Annotated in this window: 23 protein-coding genes; 16 read left to right on the top strand and 7 right to left on the bottom strand. The window is 47.1% G+C overall.

All coding sequences use genetic code 11. The features are described 5' to 3' along the window. Positions 1 to 52: 52 nt before the first annotated feature. Positions 53 to 976: a cysteine synthase A gene (gene cysK, locus NSU14_RS17675; protein WP_042136199.1), complete on the top strand. Its 924-nt coding sequence runs from the start codon at positions 53 to 55 to the stop codon at positions 974 to 976. A 19-nt stretch (positions 977 to 995) separates the two neighbouring features. Continuing rightward, entirely contained in the window at positions 996 to 2,018 is a 1,023-nt protein-coding gene (locus NSU14_RS17670; protein ID WP_340946508.1) for a hypothetical protein, read from the top strand. Positions 2,019 to 2,057: 39 nt separating this feature from the next. Here NSU14_RS17670 and NSU14_RS17665 read toward each other — a convergent pair whose 3' ends face one another. The 4 genes from NSU14_RS17665 to NSU14_RS17650 form a co-directional block, all read right to left on the bottom strand. Next, positions 2,058 to 2,666, bottom strand: coding sequence for a VanZ family protein (locus NSU14_RS17665; RefSeq protein WP_340946506.1), 609 nt, complete (start codon positions 2,664 to 2,666; stop codon positions 2,058 to 2,060). Between the two features lie 47 nt (positions 2,667 to 2,713). Continuing rightward, the gene (locus NSU14_RS17660) at positions 2,714 to 3,571 is read right to left on the bottom strand and encodes a D-Ala-D-Ala carboxypeptidase VanY (protein ID WP_042136200.1); all 858 of its coding nucleotides are present in this window, start codon (positions 3,569 to 3,571) and stop codon (positions 2,714 to 2,716) included. Positions 3,572 to 3,704: 133 nt separating this feature from the next. Continuing rightward, positions 3,705 to 4,802 (bottom strand): sensor histidine kinase, encoded by a 1,098-nt coding sequence (locus tag NSU14_RS17655; protein ID WP_042136201.1) that lies wholly within the window; start codon positions 4,800 to 4,802, stop codon positions 3,705 to 3,707. Then, positions 4,795 to 5,490 (bottom strand): response regulator transcription factor, encoded by a 696-nt coding sequence (locus NSU14_RS17650; protein WP_340946503.1) that lies wholly within the window; start codon positions 5,488 to 5,490, stop codon positions 4,795 to 4,797. The genes NSU14_RS17655 and NSU14_RS17650 overlap by 8 nt, the downstream gene beginning before the upstream one ends. Positions 5,491 to 5,750: 260 nt before the next feature. Between NSU14_RS17650 and NSU14_RS17645 the strand changes: the two genes are divergently transcribed. From NSU14_RS17645 to NSU14_RS17635, 3 genes are read left to right on the top strand one after another with little or no spacing between them, the layout of a single operon-like run. After that, a complete protein-coding gene (locus tag NSU14_RS17645) occupies positions 5,751 to 6,602 on the top strand; it encodes a sensor histidine kinase (protein WP_340946500.1) in 852 nt (283 codons plus the stop codon). Continuing rightward, a complete protein-coding gene (locus NSU14_RS17640) occupies positions 6,571 to 7,236 on the top strand; it encodes a response regulator (protein WP_039297122.1) in 666 nt (221 codons plus the stop codon). Before NSU14_RS17645 ends, NSU14_RS17640 begins: the two co-directional genes overlap by 32 nt. 49 nt (positions 7,237 to 7,285) lie before the next feature. Further along, complete coding sequence (locus tag NSU14_RS17635; RefSeq protein ID WP_340946496.1) at positions 7,286 to 7,939, top strand: YcnI family protein; 654 nt, start codon at positions 7,286 to 7,288, stop codon at positions 7,937 to 7,939. A gap of 747 nt (positions 7,940 to 8,686) precedes the next feature. Here NSU14_RS17635 and NSU14_RS17630 read toward each other — a convergent pair. Together NSU14_RS17630 and NSU14_RS17625 are read right to left on the bottom strand one after the other, a co-directional pair. After that, entirely contained in the window at positions 8,687 to 9,253 is a 567-nt protein-coding gene (locus NSU14_RS17630; protein WP_336103488.1) for a serine hydrolase domain-containing protein, read from the bottom strand. 103 nt (positions 9,254 to 9,356) lie between these two features. Further along, positions 9,357 to 9,548, bottom strand: a complete 192-nt coding sequence (locus tag NSU14_RS17625; RefSeq protein WP_336103487.1) for a hypothetical protein — start codon at positions 9,546 to 9,548, stop codon at positions 9,357 to 9,359. A gap of 182 nt (positions 9,549 to 9,730) precedes the next feature. Here NSU14_RS17625 and NSU14_RS17620 point away from each other — a divergent pair, with 182 nt between their 5' ends. From NSU14_RS17620 to tnpA, 11 genes are all read left to right on the top strand, one after another. Continuing rightward, the gene (locus NSU14_RS17620) at positions 9,731 to 10,309 is read left to right on the top strand and encodes a hypothetical protein (RefSeq protein WP_076245269.1); all 579 of its coding nucleotides are present in this window, start codon (positions 9,731 to 9,733) and stop codon (positions 10,307 to 10,309) included. An 83-nt stretch (positions 10,310 to 10,392) separates the two neighbouring features. Further along, positions 10,393 to 10,674: a hypothetical protein gene (locus NSU14_RS17615; RefSeq protein ID WP_047013721.1), complete on the top strand. Its 282-nt coding sequence runs from the start codon at positions 10,393 to 10,395 to the stop codon at positions 10,672 to 10,674. A gap of 16 nt (positions 10,675 to 10,690) precedes the next feature. Further along, positions 10,691 to 11,473 carry a hypothetical protein gene (locus tag NSU14_RS17610; RefSeq protein ID WP_340946493.1) on the top strand — a complete coding sequence of 261 codons (783 nt, stop codon included), beginning with the start codon at positions 10,691 to 10,693 and terminating at the stop codon, positions 11,471 to 11,473. Positions 11,474 to 11,477: 4 nt separating this feature from the next. Further along, positions 11,478 to 11,828, top strand: a complete 351-nt coding sequence (locus NSU14_RS17605; protein WP_076245275.1) for a hypothetical protein — start codon at positions 11,478 to 11,480, stop codon at positions 11,826 to 11,828. A 144-nt stretch (positions 11,829 to 11,972) separates the two neighbouring features. Next, positions 11,973 to 12,350: a hypothetical protein gene (locus NSU14_RS17600; RefSeq protein ID WP_076245278.1), complete on the top strand. Its 378-nt coding sequence runs from the start codon at positions 11,973 to 11,975 to the stop codon at positions 12,348 to 12,350. 196 nt (positions 12,351 to 12,546) lie between these two features. After that, positions 12,547 to 12,957, top strand: a complete 411-nt coding sequence (locus tag NSU14_RS17595) for a DUF4279 domain-containing protein (RefSeq protein ID WP_231575417.1) — start codon at positions 12,547 to 12,549, stop codon at positions 12,955 to 12,957. Further along, complete coding sequence (locus NSU14_RS17590) at positions 12,950 to 13,282, top strand: hypothetical protein (protein WP_042136209.1); 333 nt, start codon at positions 12,950 to 12,952, stop codon at positions 13,280 to 13,282. Before NSU14_RS17595 ends, NSU14_RS17590 begins: the two co-directional genes overlap by 8 nt. A gap of 93 nt (positions 13,283 to 13,375) precedes the next feature. Beyond that, positions 13,376 to 13,882 carry a hypothetical protein gene (locus NSU14_RS17585; RefSeq protein WP_052421821.1) on the top strand — a complete coding sequence of 169 codons (507 nt, stop codon included), beginning with the start codon at positions 13,376 to 13,378 and terminating at the stop codon, positions 13,880 to 13,882. Between the two features lie 43 nt (positions 13,883 to 13,925). Beyond that, the gene (locus NSU14_RS17580) at positions 13,926 to 14,372 is read left to right on the top strand and encodes a hypothetical protein (protein WP_042136210.1); all 447 of its coding nucleotides are present in this window, start codon (positions 13,926 to 13,928) and stop codon (positions 14,370 to 14,372) included. Between the two features lie 103 nt (positions 14,373 to 14,475). Continuing rightward, positions 14,476 to 14,964: a hypothetical protein gene (locus tag NSU14_RS17575; RefSeq protein ID WP_052421822.1), complete on the top strand. Its 489-nt coding sequence runs from the start codon at positions 14,476 to 14,478 to the stop codon at positions 14,962 to 14,964. Between the two features lie 311 nt (positions 14,965 to 15,275). Beyond that, positions 15,276 to 15,749: an IS200/IS605 family transposase gene (gene tnpA, locus NSU14_RS17570; RefSeq protein WP_054940740.1), complete on the top strand. Its 474-nt coding sequence runs from the start codon at positions 15,276 to 15,278 to the stop codon at positions 15,747 to 15,749. Positions 15,750 to 15,916: 167 nt separating this feature from the next. Here tnpA and NSU14_RS17565 read toward each other — a convergent pair whose 3' ends face one another. Continuing rightward, positions 15,917 to 16,207 carry a hypothetical protein gene (locus NSU14_RS17565; protein ID WP_179093545.1) on the bottom strand — a complete coding sequence of 97 codons (291 nt, stop codon included), beginning with the start codon at positions 16,205 to 16,207 and terminating at the stop codon, positions 15,917 to 15,919. Positions 16,208 to 16,516: the final 309 nt, after the last annotated feature.

The following is a 16,516-nucleotide window of genomic DNA, read 5'->3' as shown; positions in this document are numbered from 1 at the left end:
TGGATGTTACATCGTGCATGAAGATTAAGACAGGAATAGGGGAGGTATATATATGACTAAGCTGGTAGTCAATAATATTACAGAGCTGATCGGCGGTACGCCGGTTGTACGCTTGAACCGCATTACCGGGCCGGAGGATGCGGAGCTGTACGTGAAGCTGGAGATGTTCAATCCCAGCGGCAGCGTTAAGGACCGGGCTGCATATAATCTGATCCTGCAGGCGGAGCTGGACGGGCGCCTGCAGCCCGGCGGGACGATCATCGAGCCGACGAGCGGCAATACCGGCATCGGCCTGGCGATGAATGCGGCAGCGAAAGGGTATAAGGCAATCCTGATCATGCCGGATAATATGACGAAGGAACGGATCAATATCCTGAAGGCCTACGGAGCGGAGGTTGTGCTAACACCGGCGGCGGAGCGGATGCCGGGCGCAATTGCCAAGGCAGTAGAGCTGGGTAAAGAGATTGCCGGGAGCTTCATTCCGCAGCAGTTCGAGAATCAGGCGAATCCGGACATTCACCGCATCACCACAGCTCCGGAAATTCTGGAGCAGATGGAAGGCCGGCTGGACGTATTCGTAGCTACGTCCGGAACAGGCGGCACGATTACCGGCACAGGAGAGGCGCTGCGTGAGCAGCTGCCGGAGCTCCGCGTGGTTGTCGTGGAGCCGCAAGGGTCACCGGTGCTCTCCGGCGGCAAACCCGGACCGCATAAGCTGGTGGGCACCAGCCCCGGATTCGTGCCGGCGATTCTAAATACCGGCATCTATAATGAGATTGTGCAGGTATCCGATGAAGATGCACTGGATATGGTAAGGAGGTTGGCCAGTACCGAAGGGATCCTGATTGGTCCTTCCGGCGGAGCAGCAGTATGGACAGCCTTGCAGGAAGCCCGGCGCCTTGGCCGCGGCAAGCGGGTGCTGTGCATTGCTCCCGATACTGGTGAACGCTACCTTAGTATGGGTATATTCGAATAACTCCACTGGAGGGGACCCTATGAATCGCGTGAAGAGAAGTTCCCGGCACCGGCTGAAAGCAGCCGGACTGATTATTCTTATGGCGGCAGTAGTCTTCGCCTTGTCCGGCTGTTCAAGGACAGATGGCAATGACAATGCAGGCGGTGCAGAATCTCCGGCCATGCCATCACCTGTGGCGCAGAGTCCGTCGCCTGTCCCGCAGCAGACCGCTGTTCCGCAAACGGCGGACCCTACTGCAGCCGCTGCGGCTACCGAATCGCCTGCCCTGGCGGCATTCCTCGATCCCGCCAAGCTGCAGCCTGTCTTCGGCTTCGCCGACGAAACCGGGAGTCATATTCTTGTGACCTCGCAGGAGGAGGGAAGCGGGGAGCAGATGGAATCCCTGAATACCGCTATCGGCAACGGAGGCCAGGTACTGGCCGTGAAGTTCGGGAAGCGGCAAGCGGGGAGTGAGAACAGCAATGGCCGGGAGCTGGCGAATAATTTCGCTAACCTGGCCGGATTTGTCTACACGGTAGAGGGCGGCGCTGCGAAACCGGATGAAACCTATTATCTGGCTGATTCCTCCAGCTTCCCGCCGGCTGCATTAGTAGATCTGCAACCCGCCGACCAGGCAGCTCCGCAGCTTGCCGCCGGAGATCCCGTGCGCAAGAGCATAGCTGCCGTTAAGCACCGGGAGATTCATTCCGCCTGGAGGCTGGCTGATCTGGCCCGGAATAGGGAGCTGTATCTGATCCAATTCACAAGGCAGGGTAAGGATATGCTGTTCAGTCTTGTCCTGAACGAAGACGGTAAGCTCAGCTTCATGGATTATCCTGCGGTTATTGAGAACGATGAATACTCGGTCTGGCGTGTCGATGACGGCGGGGAGATGCGGCCGGAGATGTTCTCGTTACTGTTTGCTGCACAGTCGGCAGACGGATTACTGCTTGGCCTGAACTGGTGGGGAGCGGAGGGTGTGAACTCCTTCTTCCTGCTGCAGCAAGGCAATGCCTTCAAAGAACTGGAGATCCAGTACGGCCGGTACACTTCTCCGATATAAGGCGGGATATAAATCCTTAGCGATGACAAAGGCTCCCCGTCACCTTTTGGTGACAGAGGAGCCTTTGACGGTTATAACAGGAGGATTAGACTTCGTATCATAGATGATCCTTCTATTATCCGCTGGTGCGGGGTCGTCCTTATTGGCGGCACCGCTTTTTCCGCTTGGATTAAATGCCTTGATCACAGGCCGGAACAGGATATACCCCAGCAGCCCGCCGAAGGTATTCAGAATGAGATCGTCCACATCAAAGGTTCCGATGTAGAATACCGCCTGCGAACATTCAAGCACTGCACTTAACGCCAAAGAACGCAGCAGGACACCAGTGAAAGAGCCGCCGCCTTTCCCGTTCGGGGACAGTAGCACAAGGAATACGCCATAAGGGATAAACAAGGCGATATTTCCCGCGAAATTAACCAGGGTAGTAGCTGTCAGATGATGATACGTATTGGACAGGGTGGCCAGCGGAACGAAGTTTCCTGTATGCAGGCTGCCGGCAATGTTATCCGGGCTCTTCTGCAGCTGCTGCCAGAGAAAGCTGAAGTTAATCGAACCAAACTTGAATAAGATGATTTTGAATAGTACATAGATGTATACGGCGAAAAGTGCCTGCAACCCGTATATTCTCAGTTTGTATGCCGGATTCATTCCGCATCACCGCCTTCTCTAGGTTATATTGTTATATGGCCTGGCTGTTATGGATATACCGTCATAATAACGCCGTCGATATTATTGCCCGAGAACTCCACATGCCGGCCTTCAGGGGTAGGAACCGGAGTATTTCCAGAGACCGCTATATAGGAAATCTGATATTCTGTATCGTTAACGGTAGCGGTAATCGTCTCCTGCTGCTTCAGATAATCCAGGTATTCTTCCAGGGTGAAATGCTTATCCCTCATAATGATGCTGTGCGGCAGGCCGACATAGCGGAAATGCCAAGGCTCATACTGGATGCCGGTAATATCCGTCTTATCTTCAGGATAGCGCAGGATAAATCCGTAATCCCAGGCGTTGTCACGAAGCCATTGCCCTTCCGGAGCCTGGCTCATCGCCATCTGCGAGGAGCCGATATCAAGTGACAAGCCCAGATTATGCTCGCTATGGCCGGGTGGAAGGGCATATTCGGCTCCCTTCTCCTCATAGAGCTGCTTCTGCTCTGAGTTGTTCCGGTATCCGCTGCTGATCAGGAAATTCTGGACACCCTGCCCGGCAGCAGCTCCTATCATAATCGAGAATTGCTCCGCTACCTGCTCGGAGAGCATCGTCTTGTTGTCCAACAGACCATAGCCCTCGGTCAGCTCCTGATGCTCAGACAGATTCACAATATCTTTACTGACTCCCGCTTTATGTACAGGGTATTCTTTGTTGACGAGCAGCAGATTGCCCTGATGAACCCTGCTTTTAGGGATAACCGTCAGATTCTTGGAGCCGTGGTCCGTAAGGACTTGAACGATTGGGATGTCCTGTCCGGGGACAACAGCTTCTCTGCCTTGGTACAGCCCTTCATACCCAAGCAGACCGGCAAGAACAACCCAAAAAACCCACTTCTTCATTTCATCTTCCTCCTTGGACTCTATGTCCATAAGAATAGGGGAGTGAATTTAAAAAGAAGTGGGGTAAAGATAAAGTTTTTCTTAAATATAAAAGCGCAAAGGCATTTCTGCGTAAAATAATAGAATTTAATCTCTACTTGAGCAGACCCGGCAGCCGCACCTCAAAGAGAGTGCGGATCGTGTCACTCTGGACAGAGATCGTGCCGTGGTGCTGCTCGACGATATTTTTGGCAATGAACAGGCCCAGTCCGGTACTGCCTTCCTGATGTGTCCGTGCCCGGTCGCCGGTATAGAACATATCGAAGAGAAAAGGCAGCTCATCTTCGGGGATGCTATCCCCATAGTTGATCACCTGGACAAGCGCATTCTCCCCCTCCGGGTTGCAGCGGATATCGACATACTGGCCGTCTTTGCCATAACGCACGGCATTGGTCAGCAGGTTCTCGAACACCCGGGCCAGCAGCTCGCCGTCCCCGGATATTCTCATCTGCGGAGCCAGCGCAAGGCGGGCTGTCAGCCCGTTGTTCTCCAGCACAGGATATAGCTCTTCGTTCAGCTGGACGAGCAGCTCGCTTAGATCAAGCGGAAGCTTCTGGACGGTCAGCATGCCGTAATTCATCCGGGTAATCTCAAACAGCTCATCAATCAGCTTCTCAAGCCGCTGCGATTTGGTGTAGGCAATCGTTGTGTAATGCTTAACCTGATCAGCGCTTAACTGCCCGTCCTTCAGCACCAGATCCAGATAACCCAGCACGGAGGTCAGCGGTGTCCGCAGATCATGGGCCAGATTGAGCACTAGCTTGTCCTTGCTGTTCTCGGCGAAATCCCCGCGTTCTACCGCCTGCTGCAGCTTATCCTTGGCCAGATTCAAATCGGCGGCAATATCCTCGAACTCATCGCTGGAAGTTATGCTGATGCGGCTTTTGAAATCCCCGTTCGCCAGAAGGCGGATATGGTGGGAGATCTCTTTGAAATAACGGGCATACGGCTTGGTGAACAGGAAGAAGAACAGCAGCGCCAGCGGGATGAAGAAGATCAGGAAGAAGTTGAGGTCGCCGAAATTGGCGATCATCCAGCGGAAGCGGGCCAGCGGGTCCTCCAGCTTAACCTGTGAGGTATAGTACATCTGCAGACCTTTATAGAGGGCAAAAGTAATGGCGCCGGAGCAGATCATGCTCAGAACGAGCAGGGAGATCATTTTGAAGCGGAAGCTGCGGAACAGATTAGCCATTGAATGTGTACCCTACCCCCCAGATCGTTTTGATCCACATATTTTTGGTCTGTTCTTCGCCAAGCTTCTTCCGCAGGGTGCGGATATGAACCATGACTGTGTTCCCGCCTTCATAATAAGCTTCGCCCCAGACCTGCCGGAAGAGATGCTCTGCACTGAATACCTTCTTGGGATAGCTGGCCAGCAGATAGAGGATATCGAACTCCTTCGGCGTCAGCTCAACCGATTGTCCGTATAGCGTGACTGACCGGCGGTCCGGATCAATGATCAGACCTCCCGTTTCCAGCACTGCCTTGTGCTCCGTAACCGGCTGATTCAGCTGCGTGGACCGGCGAAGCTGCGCATTCACTCTGGCGACCAGCTCCATAGGGTTGAAGGGCTTGGTCATATAATCGTCGGCGCCGATGACAAGTCCGGTGATTTTATCCAGATCCGAAGTCTTCGCGCTCAAAAAAATAATCGGCAGCCCGTGCTTCTCCCGGATCTGCCGGGTCACCTCATACCCGTCCATGCCGGGCATCATTATATCCAATACCGCCAGATCAATATGCTGGGATTGGACCGCCTGCACAGCCGCTGTGCCGCTTGTGACCTTGATGGGGTGATAGCCCTCTTTTTCCAGATGCAGTCCGATCAGCTCGGCAATTTCCGCATCATCATCGGCGATAAGAATCGTAATACGTTTCATTTCAATGTCTCTCCTGTATAGTCAGCATGAATTCATACTTGATTGTGCTTTGTTCCTAGTGTACCCTATCGGATATGGTTTCGCGACCTGCTATTATTGTAAGTATGGAGTCCGGACGAGATAAGATTATTTTTAAAATACTTATATTTGTAACATTTATTGCCGGGCATAGCCCGAAAGAGTCATGCCGGGGAAGTCGCGGTAATGATAAAGTTATCTTCAGTATTAGGGAGGCGACAGCGACGTATACCCGAATTAAAGTGCTCATCCTGCTCATTCCAACACTTATGGTCGGCATCTGGGAGTTTGTGCGGCATCAGTTCCTGATGCAGTACATCTCCATGGACATGGGAAACTATTTAACGCCGGTGCTTGTCTTTCTGTTCAGTATTATTCTGCTGCTGCCGCTCTTCCGGATGCTTGAACGGAGCCAGCGGGAGCTGGAACGGGAGCGGGCGGCAACTACGGCGATGGAAGCACGTGAGCTGCTGGCCAAGGAGCTGCATGACGGGATGGCACAGTCGCTGTTTCTGCTCTCCGTGCGGATTGACCGCCTGGAACAGAACCGCAAAGACGGTGAGATCAGCGCAGAGAGCGTAGACCAGATCAAGAAAACAGTTCACGAAGTCAACCGTTATGTGCGTCAGGCCATTGCCAATCTGAAGGTGCCGGTCAGCGGCAAAGAAAGCTTCTCCCTGGAGAGGTCCATTCAAGAGCAGCTTGCCGGAATAGCCGGGGAAGTGATGATTGAGGTGTCGCTGGACTGGCATCTGGACGAGCAGGCGCTAACGTCAGCCGAACAGGCTGAGCTGTTGTCCTGCATCCGCGAAGCCATTATTAACGTGCGCAAGCATACGCGCGCAGGTAAGGTGTCCGTCTCCGGACAAGGCGATAGGCTGAATTGGAACGTGGCTGTTACCGATAACGGTGCCGGATTTGTGCATGCCGATCCTTTTGCGGTGAGCGGGAGCTATGGTCTGCAGATTATGAGAGAACGGGCACGCAGCATGGGCTGGAAGCTTAACTTACAATCCGGTTCTGCCGGAACAGTGGTAGAGATTGCGAAAGGGGGGACGCCGGATGGAACGCTGCCGGGTGCTGATCGTAGATGACCATGCGCATGCGCGTGAAGCCATGAGTGAAATCGTGGCGCTGGATGAACGGTTCGAAGTGATCGGCGCTGTTGCGAGCGGGGCGGAGGCGATCGTCTGGACCGGACAATGGATGCCGGACCTGATTCTGATTGACATCGAGATGCCGGGAATGGACGGGCTGGAGACTACGCGGCGCATTAAGCTGGAGTACCCGTATGTCAAGATCGTCATCGTCACCGTATCGGATGAGATCTCCTATCTGTTCGAAGCGCTCAAGCAGGGGGCGCAGGGGTATCTCCTGAAGAACCTGGCTCCATCGACCTGGATTGAATATTTGCTGGCGATTGTAAGTGAGGAGGTTCCGCTGAGCCGGGAGCTGGCTTTTCAGATTCTGAAAGAGTTCGCCGTGACCTCCGTCAAGGAGGAGCGGGAGGCATTAACGGCGCGGGAGAAGGAAATACTGGGCTGTGTATCTTCCGGGTCAACGAATAAGGAGATTGCGGCCACCCTCGGGATCTCTGAGCACACCGTCAAAAACCACCTCAAAAACATTCTCCAGAAGCTCCAGCTTCAGAACCGCACGCAGCTCACCCGGTATGCCATGGAGCAGGGACTGGCTTCGCGGGAGCGGGATTTTCCGGGGAAAAGATAGAGCTTGCAGAAGGATGATTAGACTACATAAGAGAGAAGGGGAGATCGAATTGAACAGACTTTTCCGTAAAATAGCAGCCCTGGCCGTACCAGCGGCCGCAGCACTAATGGTATTCGCAGCCGTAGCTAGTGCGCATGTAACCGTCAGCCCTGCACAATCGAGTGCAGGTGCCTGGGAGACTTACACGCTCAAAGTACCATCTGAGAAAGATATAGCTACGGTGCAGGTCGATCTGCGCATTCCGGCAGGAGCTGCATTCAAGCAATATGAGGCTGCTCCCGGCTGGGACGTAACGGTGGATGGCGACAAGGTCAGCTGGATCGCGAACGGAGACGGCGTTCAGGCCGGACAGTTCCAGCGCTTCTACTTCACCGTCCAGAACCCGGCCGCCGCAGGCGATATCGCCTGGAATGCCTACCAGCATTATGCCGACGGCAGCGTGGTGCAATGGTCGGGCGAAGAAGGCTCGGAATCCCCGCATTCCATCACAGCGATCGCAGAAGCCTCGGGCGGAGGCAGCCATTCCCACGGCTCCATGGACATGGCGGATAACGGCACCATGACCATGGACGAGCATGAGGCCATTATGGAGGAAGAAGGGAACAGCTCCAGCGTGTCACCGATGCTGTACATTGCGCTCGGCATCTCGCTGCTGTCCTTCCTGCTGGCAGCTATTGCTTTGCTGCGCGGGAAGAAGGAGTAGGGCTGGAGCCGGGGTACTGCTTGGCGTTCAGGTAAGAGGATGAAATCGGGATTTGTACGAGGAATATAGTAAGCATATCTGCTATACTGGCCCCATTGGTTGTTCTGGCGGAAAGGAAACCCCGTGCTTGAGGTGAGTATCACCATCTGGCGCGGGGTTCTTTGTGGTTTGAGGGAATGCTGGGATGTGGGGATGCTCAGATGTGGGAATGCTGGGATGTGGGAATGCGTAGTATGCTGGAATGTTGGGATGCTGGGATGCTGGGATGCTCGAATGCTAGGATGCTAGGATGCTGGAATGCTGGAACGCTAGGGATGAGGGTGCAGGATGTGCTGATGTGCTTATGCGATGATCGGTTGCATTCCCGCTGACTGGTGCCCAGCGCTTTTGTAAACTAACTTTATCTATGGATGCTCACGCACGCCGGTTGGGAACAACAGTTGGAAAAACAACACTTAATTCCGGGAAATTCCCTAACATACCGGGCGTAGTTGGAAAAACAACACTTAATTTTGCGGGATCAGGCAATTACCCGGTGTAGGGGCAGAATTAAGTGACATAAATCCAACTGTTCTTGCTGAAGCTCCAGAGCCGGGAGCAATAAGTGTTATAAATCCATCTGTTATCCGGGTGCGGCGGTTCTACGAGCGAAGCGGCTGCTAAATGACAGGTCACGTGAGAATAATCTTTACGGATAAGTTACTGAAACCTATTCCGAGTGTGTTCCACGAATTTCCACATGCAGCCTTACAGCTTATCCACTAACGTATCCCAGGTCAGCTCAATGATCGCAGTCATATTATCCCGTTCATCGGAAACATAGGTAACTACTGCGTTCATATCCGGAATGACGATAACATATTGCCCGTACAATCCGTCGAGCCGGTATGAGTTAGGATAGGAGTTCATCCACAGCTGATATCCGTAACCCTGGTGATAATCTGCGGTTGCGAAGTCTGGAGTGAAATCATCTGTCTTTATCTGGACGGAAGTTGCTTGTTTCACATAACCGGATGGAATGAGCTGTTGTCCGTTCCACGCACCTTTATTCAGGAGCAGCTGTCCGAATCTGGATAAATGCTCTGCGGTTAAGTGTAATCCCGAGAACCCTTGGGGTAATCCCAGTGGACATCTGTCCCACTCCGGCCTGGGGATATCAAGCGGTTGGAATATTTTCTCATACAGATAGTCGTCCAGGCTAGTTCCGGTAGTGCTGCTAATGATTCTGGAGAGCATGTAAGTGGCGGAATTATCATAGGTAAAATGAGTCCCAGGCTCAAAGACAACCGGCTCCTCAAAAAAACAGCTCAGCAATATCCCACTTCTGCCCGCTTCTCCAATCCGCTTTATTCACCGACATTCCGCATGCCCAGCCCCCATACAGAGCAGATCATGGATCGTGACCCTCATCAGAAATTTAGTATTGAACGGCAATCCCGACAGCCATGGAAGTAAAGGTTTTGCTTGCAGAATATAATAAGTGCGGCTGGTCCGCCTCAAAATCATGTCTGGCTGTTAGCTCGTCGTTCTGCCTGATCACCACGTTCAAAACACGCAGATTTTGCTTGCCCACCGATGATACCAATTCGTCTAATAGTACAGTGTTCATTGTTTTGCCTCCGTAAGCCACAAAGTTAAGAGTATTTGGAATTAGCCTAGTCTTACTATAGCTGGATATGTATTATACTGTAAGTGATATTGGTATGAAGTTTCTAATATCGAAATCAATTGGAGGAGTGTTTATCTCAATTTAGAAATAAATCTCGTAGACCGTGCTTAGGAGGTAGATATATGGCTGCGAACTTCAATGTAATCACTTTTACCAAAAGAATAATTGATTTAACCTGGCTATTCGAAGCCGCTCAAGAAAGAGGGTATAACGCTAATATTAATCAGATTGAATCTATCGGAAATTGGGAGTTCAACGACTTAATAAACCACCCGCATGATGTTGAGATAGCGGAAGTCCTCGCGCTTCTTGAGAAAGGCCGAATTATATTAATATTTGGTGAAGTCCAGTCCAATAAGTTTGTGATGATGTTAAGTAAGGCCGGTACCATCTATCAAACAGGAGTGTCTCTAGATACAAAATACATAGATTACTTAGACAGCGATACGCTTAATGATGTTACTCGTCCTATCTATGATGAAATTTCGAACCTATTGTTATCTTCTGAAATGGTGAATAATTTACTTGTTTCTGCTTTAGGTGTCGAGGTGGTTGTGGACTACGATGAGGATTTTAATAAGATGAATCTTGATAGCCATAATGTGGTGAGATGGGTTATTGGAACCGAAGAGGGTGCAGGTGAGCGTGATCTTATGGGTTACACGCGGGTAGCTGCTGGTATTTGGGATAGAGAGACTTAAGTTCTACAGATACGAGATATGAGTATAGCTAATTACGTGTAGTGGAAGTAATTATTTTGTCCAATAAGATCGGAGGATGTAAGATGCCAAAGATACAATGCAGTTGTGGTGAAATTTTAAGATATGGAGATATTCCGTGTAGTATTGAGTATAACTTCATATCCGATGTTGAGTACGACAAATATCAAGATCAGATTGATGCAGAGGAATTATATTTGGACATGAAAAGTTTTCTTAAGTGCCCTGAATGCAATAGGCTATGGATTTTTTGGAATGGTTTTGGAGAAAAACCAGAGGAATATGTTCTGATAGGTGAAGATATCAAAAGGGACAATACATTTAGGTTGAATACAAGTGATGACTAAAATGCTTCAAGCGGAGATGAGCGAAGTGAAGTTCAGGCTATTAACTATTGTACCGATTGTCATTTTATTAATATCATGTAGTGCCGAAACTAAGGTTCATTCTGATGAAAAAGAGGTCAGCAAGGAGATCGTTCCAGCATTAAGCTACAAAGTTGAAAGTGACATTTATGCTCAAAACAATATTAACATTACATATCCAAAGCTGGTTGATTTACCGAATGATACAAAGGAAGAAGTTATAAATGCACTGATTCAGGCAGAGGCGATAAGTATTCTTGAATATTATTCGGTAGGTTTAGATAGTCAAAATAGTTTGGAGTTAGACTATCAGATTACATATAAAAGTGATAAGTTCCTAAGCATTCAATATATTGGTTCAGCTTTTAATAAGGGAGGAGCATATCCGTTAAATGTTTTTTATACAACAAATATAGATATGGATAAAGAAATTAAAGTGAAATTAACAGACTTTCTGGAGATCGATGAGGCATTCGTACAAGAATTGAAAAATGGAATCTACAAAAGCTATGATGACAATTTGAATTTGCGAGAGGAAGGAGTTATGAGGGATTTTTGGAGCGGGACTAAAGACCAGGATTTACTTAATGATTTGAAATATGCAGATGAAGCGGACGGGGCAAATAATTCAGGTATATTTAGTTATCTCACTCAAGATTCACTGGGGATAAGTCTTTCAATTCCTCATGCGTTGGGAGACCATCTTGAAATGGAGATCGGTTATGAGAAATTGGGCGGAAATATTAAGGAGAATAGACTGTGGGATTCCATCAGGGGGTGAAAAGGTGAATAAAACTTTGTTAATTGAAATACTGCTGGACCCTAATTCAAGTGATTCAGAAAAAGACGATGCAGTGATTCATCTTGGAAATAATTTCGAGGATGAAAGAACGATTGATCTTCTAATACAAGTGTCAAATAATATGGAGTTCGATGGAATGATTGCTGCAAGTTGCGGAGAATCACTTGGGCAAATCTGGCTGAGGAAAAGGAGAATCAACTTTGAAAAGCTATTCTGGCTTAAAGGGAGTGCTTTAAATGAAGCACTCTCACTAATTAAAGCGCAGCGTATAGATTGGTACGAGGAGTATATAGAAATGACTTTGGACAGTAAAGATAAAAATATAACTTATTAATGATGAAGCAACCGCTAATTAATTACATTACATACATAAGATTACTATGCTCCGTACTGTGAAAATGAGAAGAAAAGTCTAATGATAATACCGAATTGAAAGATAATGCAAGCATCTGTTGAATATTTAAGTAGGAGGTTCATTATGAAAATAGTTAACATAACATTTCCAACTTATCTTTCAAGTATAGAAAATATAGAAAACGACAATATTGATGTCTTCGTAGAGCTAGAGGATGATGTTACATACACTATGGTTGTGGCTACACCCCAAAATTATTATTGGTATATGGACAAGGAAGGGCTTGATTATGTGCCACCGTCTCCCCCAGATATTATTGTAAGAAGCCTAACGGAAGATAATATCCGGAAAGCTATTGAGGCCTTTGCAGAGGATGATGCTTATTGGATGAAACTTTATTTTCTATCAGGTAAAAGAACAGGTGCTTTTGACATGGATAGAATGAATAAGATGTTAGCAGAAATTAAGGGAATAAATGATGAGATTTTAAATGCTGAATAAGGCGAGGTGAAATGAATTGTCTGTTTATTTTTTAGAAAACATTTTTCAGGGTAGTAGTGATGATATGGACAATTTGTTAGAGTAAGTTTTTAGCACAGTTTATCCGGAATCAATGGGTCTTTAAGAACCAATAAAATGATCTCTATAGAGATTATGGGAAATTATCGGATTTTAAAAGGAGTTCCTTATTTTGAAGATGAATGGTAGTTGTTCTTTCATAATACGTAATGAAACTATAGATTTTGATGACATTACTAGAAGGTTAGCAATTAGACCAACTTCAATCCAGAAGAAGGGGCAGGCCATCAGAAAAGGAGCAGTGAGTCAGGCTCCCTTTGATATTTGGCGATATGAAGTGATAATCTCTGAACATGTTGAACCGGAAGAAGCATTTGAGCTTTTACTGAATGATTTAACTTCAAACTTTAAAGAAATTAATGAGTTAACAGGTCTATATAAAGATGTTGGAATTGATTGTTACTTGAGATCGGATTATGGCCAAATGGGCTTGCAGCTTACGACGGAAATGATGAAGAAAATATCGATTTTAGGATTAGGGCTTAATATACATATTCTTTCCTTTGGTGGGGTTGAAGAGGATGACTAGTGCGAATAGTATTAGTGTGTTTTATTTAGAGGATACGGAACTTGCAGAATTTGAGGCTTCTAACAAAGGTTATCGAAATGATGTTTATGTTATGATATTGAACGATTTATTTAATATAAAGGTTTATGATATCGTGCGTCTTAAACAGGATTTTGAATTGGAGTCAGAGAGTTACGGGTATTACTCAGTCGAACCTAATTTGATTATAGTAAAGGAAGTAACTAAAGAAGCTATAGAATTTGTTGTGAAGAAGTTATATGAGCAGAAGTATTTGGAGTCTATTAAGACTGTTGATGATGATAAGCTTATAGAATATTTTCAATAATGAAACACTCAGAACTACAGGTGGTAATTGCTGCTTATGGTTTCTTTTTTATATATCTAAGTTACCCCTATTAATAGTTCGTGGGAGGAAGTTATGAAAGTTGAAACGTATTTAAAGAAACCCGATTTAATATTGCCCGGCAACTTTATGGATGAACCCAACAAATATTTTATTCATATGGACAATGAAATTGAAATTGAAAAGTACATCCACAAATTTGATCTTAGATATCTGGATGGTGCTATTGTGATCGAATGGAACTACAAAATCGTTCTGGATTATAACTTGTGGGACTCGGTAAATTGTTTGTGGGACTATTTAATGAATGCGTTAGAAGAATATTTGCAAATGGGAAAAGGGGACTTTCTTTTTCCTGATCAGCCCATAAAATTTGAAATGATAAAAGTGAATTCTTATTATATGGAATTGAAAGTTGGAGATGGGAAATACGGACACTTCAAACTTCCCAGTGAAGAATTTATTCATGCTCTATTAAATGGGGCAGAACATTTTTATAGAAGATACAAAGAGTATTTCAATAGTCATAATAATGCGTTTTATCATTCGAAAATAGCTGAAATTAGAAGAAGTTTATATTAAGAATAAAAAATACGCGTAAGATACGGGAAAGGACAGGGGATTCATGTCAATCTCAGCCTCTATAAATATAAGTTTGAGCAATCATAGTTGTGAATGCTTATCGCTACCGGATTTGTTTCAGAATTTTGAAAATGAAGGTTGGACATATGTAAAAAGTAATGGGGAGATTACTATACTGCCTTTGGGTGATGATGACGATTATAATTGGACATCTAGTGTACTTAATAGAGACAGCTTCTTCGATATCTTGAAAAAAAAGCAGGATCAAAAAGAGATTGTTGGAATTGAGTTAATGCGGGTAGATTCTGATGTTGGATGTGAGTTACTTATCTTTAATACAAATCAAATGATGTTTAGTTTATCAATAGCAAGAAAGAAAATTAATGCAAAAGATGATATAGATATTACTGATTTTAGTTGGTATTTGGAACGTATTTTGCCGGTTTTAAAGAATTTACAAGTGGAACAAATAAGCTGTGAACAATTTTAGTAAGGTGTTTTTATTATGGTTCTGATTGAGGTGCTTAGAGGCGATAATTATACGATTTCATATAAATTAATTCAATATGAAGGGCTGATATAATATCTTTAAGATGGAGTTAACATTTGAGAAGCCGTTGGAAAGTATACCTGAAACAGAATACTTAATATCTGATTTAGAACTTGATGATGAAGTGGCTATTCTAATGTGTATATGCAAAGCATTTGAAATTTCACAATCTGTAGCTTTCGTTGTTGGTGGTTTTGGGCAAGATAATTGGCCTGTTGATTGTAGAACGGATCTATGTACTGTTATTGAACAAGTTCCTGATATATTAGGGAAAACAAGAGCGGGTATATACTCCTTTGAATTAGATTTCTACGAACAGGGAATTGAAAGACGGCTCCTATTCAAGGAGGATACAAATCTTGTTAAGGTCACTTGCATTAGTCGTACTAAATGGGAACCTCATCCAAGTTCAATGGTTATGGAAAAGGCCGTAGTTTCCAAAATATTCGAAAAGATTTATAGTGATTTTTGGCATTTAAGCGCTGTGTTGTGTGAAGGGATACATAAGAAATTTTCACGTACTTGCAGTTAGCCCTGATACTTTTATTTATGCACCATCCTATTACGTTATTGAATTTTATCATAATGGTGATATATATTTTGTTAACGGGAAACGGTAGTTTCATTCGAGAGAGTATTAATAAAATAAATGCAGAAAAAGAAACTAGCCTGGACGGTTAACGTCCGGGCCAGTTTAATTTTATGGCTTTAGCCAGTTGAGTGCGTGAAACGCGCGAAACAAAAAACCACCCGCTATGCGGGTGGAGGGGACGAGGGTTTGACCACCAAGACCATTCCGATAGAATTGAGATGTTCAGGCTCAAAGGAAAGGAATGGTCAAAGATGGCAAACAAGAGCTATAGTCTAGCTCACACGAAGTGGATGTGCAAATACCATATCGTGTTCACCCCGAAGTATAGACGGAAAGAAATATATAATCAAGTGAGGAAAGATTTAATCGAAATCTTCAAGCGTTTATGTAAATACAAAGGGGTCGAGATCATAGAGGGACACATGATGCCAGATCACGTGCACATGTTAGTAGCGATACCGCCGAAGATCGCCGTGTCCACGTTCATGGGATATCTGAAGGGAAAAAGTTCGCTCATGATCTTTGAAAAGCATGCGGGGTTAAAGTATAAGTATGGGAATCGAAAATTTTGGGCGGAAGGGTACTATGTGAGCACGGTGGGTTTAAATGAAGCCACGGTAGCCAAATACATCCGTGAACAAGAAGCACATGACCAAGCCATAGATAAATTGAGCGTAAAAGAATACGAAGATCCATTCAGTGACAAAAGGAACAAAAAGAAATAAGCCCGTTTAACGGGTGAGTGAAGATGACAAATTACACTGAGCCTGAACAAATGTGTGGTCAGGCTAGCGTCTTTAGGCGCAGTTTGGCAACAAGGGGTTATACCCCTAGAGCAAACCACCCGTTGGACGGGTGGTCCTGATTAAGCAGAATTATGAGAGATTAGAGTCTATAGCCGCTTCCGCTTATATAAGCTAACAAATACCGCGGCCAGTAAAAGCAAAACAATAGCTACGCCGGTAGTAACAGCTTCGCTGGTACTACCTTGCTGCTGCGGTGTATTGCCCTGGCCGCCGAAGTCGCCGCCCATGCCGCCACCGCCGAAACCTCCGCCGCCTATGCCGCCGGCGAAGCCCATACCACCGCCACCGGGGCCGTAGCCGCCCCCGGGCATGGCTGGACCGCCCATAGCGCCCGGCTCACCGCCGGGAACGCCTTGGCCGGTCTGCCCACCTTGCACCGCTTGGCCCTGCGGCGCACCGCCCTGCGCGGCTTCACCGGCCGCCGCACCAGCCTGCCCTTGCGCCGCGCCGCCAGCCGCTGCGCCGGCCTGCCCCTGCGCCGCGCCCCTGCGCCGCGCCCCTGCGCCGCGCCGCCAGCCGCCGCGCCAAATCCACCGCCGCGCCCGCCGCCAGCGCCGCCGCCAATCCCGCCACCACTGCCGTTGCCGTCATTGGTAGCGGGAATAGTGCCGTCGAGCTGCTGCGTGACGGTGCTCGCCATGGTCGACATGAACGTCTTCACGGACTCGATGCCGCTCTCATACTGC

Source organism: Paenibacillus sp. FSL R10-2771, from assembly GCF_038000205.1.
Classification (GTDB): domain Bacteria; phylum Bacillota; class Bacilli; order Paenibacillales; family Paenibacillaceae; genus Paenibacillus_AQ; species Paenibacillus_AQ phytohabitans.
Note: the sequence above shows the minus strand (reverse complement) of the source record. Positions and strands in the feature narration are given on the sequence as shown.

Coding starts and splice junctions, on each gene's coding strand:
- tnpA (WP_054940740.1), top strand. CDS start 15,276: ATGGCAAACAAGAGCTATAGTCTAGCTCACACGAAGTGGATGTGCAAA.
- NSU14_RS17580 (WP_042136210.1), top strand. CDS start 13,926: ATGTCAATCTCAGCCTCTATAAATATAAGTTTGAGCAATCATAGTTGT.
- NSU14_RS17585 (WP_052421821.1), top strand. CDS start 13,376: ATGAAAGTTGAAACGTATTTAAAGAAACCCGATTTAATATTGCCCGGC.
- NSU14_RS17640 (WP_039297122.1), top strand. CDS start 6,571: ATGGAACGCTGCCGGGTGCTGATCGTAGATGACCATGCGCATGCGCGT.
- NSU14_RS17670 (WP_340946508.1), top strand. CDS start 996: ATGAATCGCGTGAAGAGAAGTTCCCGGCACCGGCTGAAAGCAGCCGGA.
- NSU14_RS17650 (WP_340946503.1), bottom strand. CDS start 5,490: ATGAAACGTATTACGATTCTTATCGCCGATGATGATGCGGAAATTGCC.
- NSU14_RS17660 (WP_042136200.1), bottom strand. CDS start 3,571: ATGAAGAAGTGGGTTTTTTGGGTTGTTCTTGCCGGTCTGCTTGGGTAT.
- NSU14_RS17600 (WP_076245278.1), top strand. CDS start 11,973: ATGAAAATAGTTAACATAACATTTCCAACTTATCTTTCAAGTATAGAA.
- NSU14_RS17655 (WP_042136201.1), bottom strand. CDS start 4,802: ATGGCTAATCTGTTCCGCAGCTTCCGCTTCAAAATGATCTCCCTGCTC.
- NSU14_RS17590 (WP_042136209.1), top strand. CDS start 12,950: ATGACTAGTGCGAATAGTATTAGTGTGTTTTATTTAGAGGATACGGAA.
- NSU14_RS17595 (WP_231575417.1), top strand. CDS start 12,547: ATGAATGGTAGTTGTTCTTTCATAATACGTAATGAAACTATAGATTTT.
- NSU14_RS17620 (WP_076245269.1), top strand. CDS start 9,731: ATGGCTGCGAACTTCAATGTAATCACTTTTACCAAAAGAATAATTGAT.
- NSU14_RS17610 (WP_340946493.1), top strand. CDS start 10,691: ATGAGCGAAGTGAAGTTCAGGCTATTAACTATTGTACCGATTGTCATT.
- NSU14_RS17665 (WP_340946506.1), bottom strand. CDS start 2,666: ATGAATCCGGCATACAAACTGAGAATATACGGGTTGCAGGCACTTTTC.
- cysK (WP_042136199.1), top strand. CDS start 53: ATGACTAAGCTGGTAGTCAATAATATTACAGAGCTGATCGGCGGTACG.
- NSU14_RS17615 (WP_047013721.1), top strand. CDS start 10,393: ATGCCAAAGATACAATGCAGTTGTGGTGAAATTTTAAGATATGGAGAT.
- NSU14_RS17575 (WP_052421822.1), top strand. CDS start 14,476: ATGGAGTTAACATTTGAGAAGCCGTTGGAAAGTATACCTGAAACAGAA.
- NSU14_RS17625 (WP_336103487.1), bottom strand. CDS start 9,548: ATGAACACTGTACTATTAGACGAATTGGTATCATCGGTGGGCAAGCAA.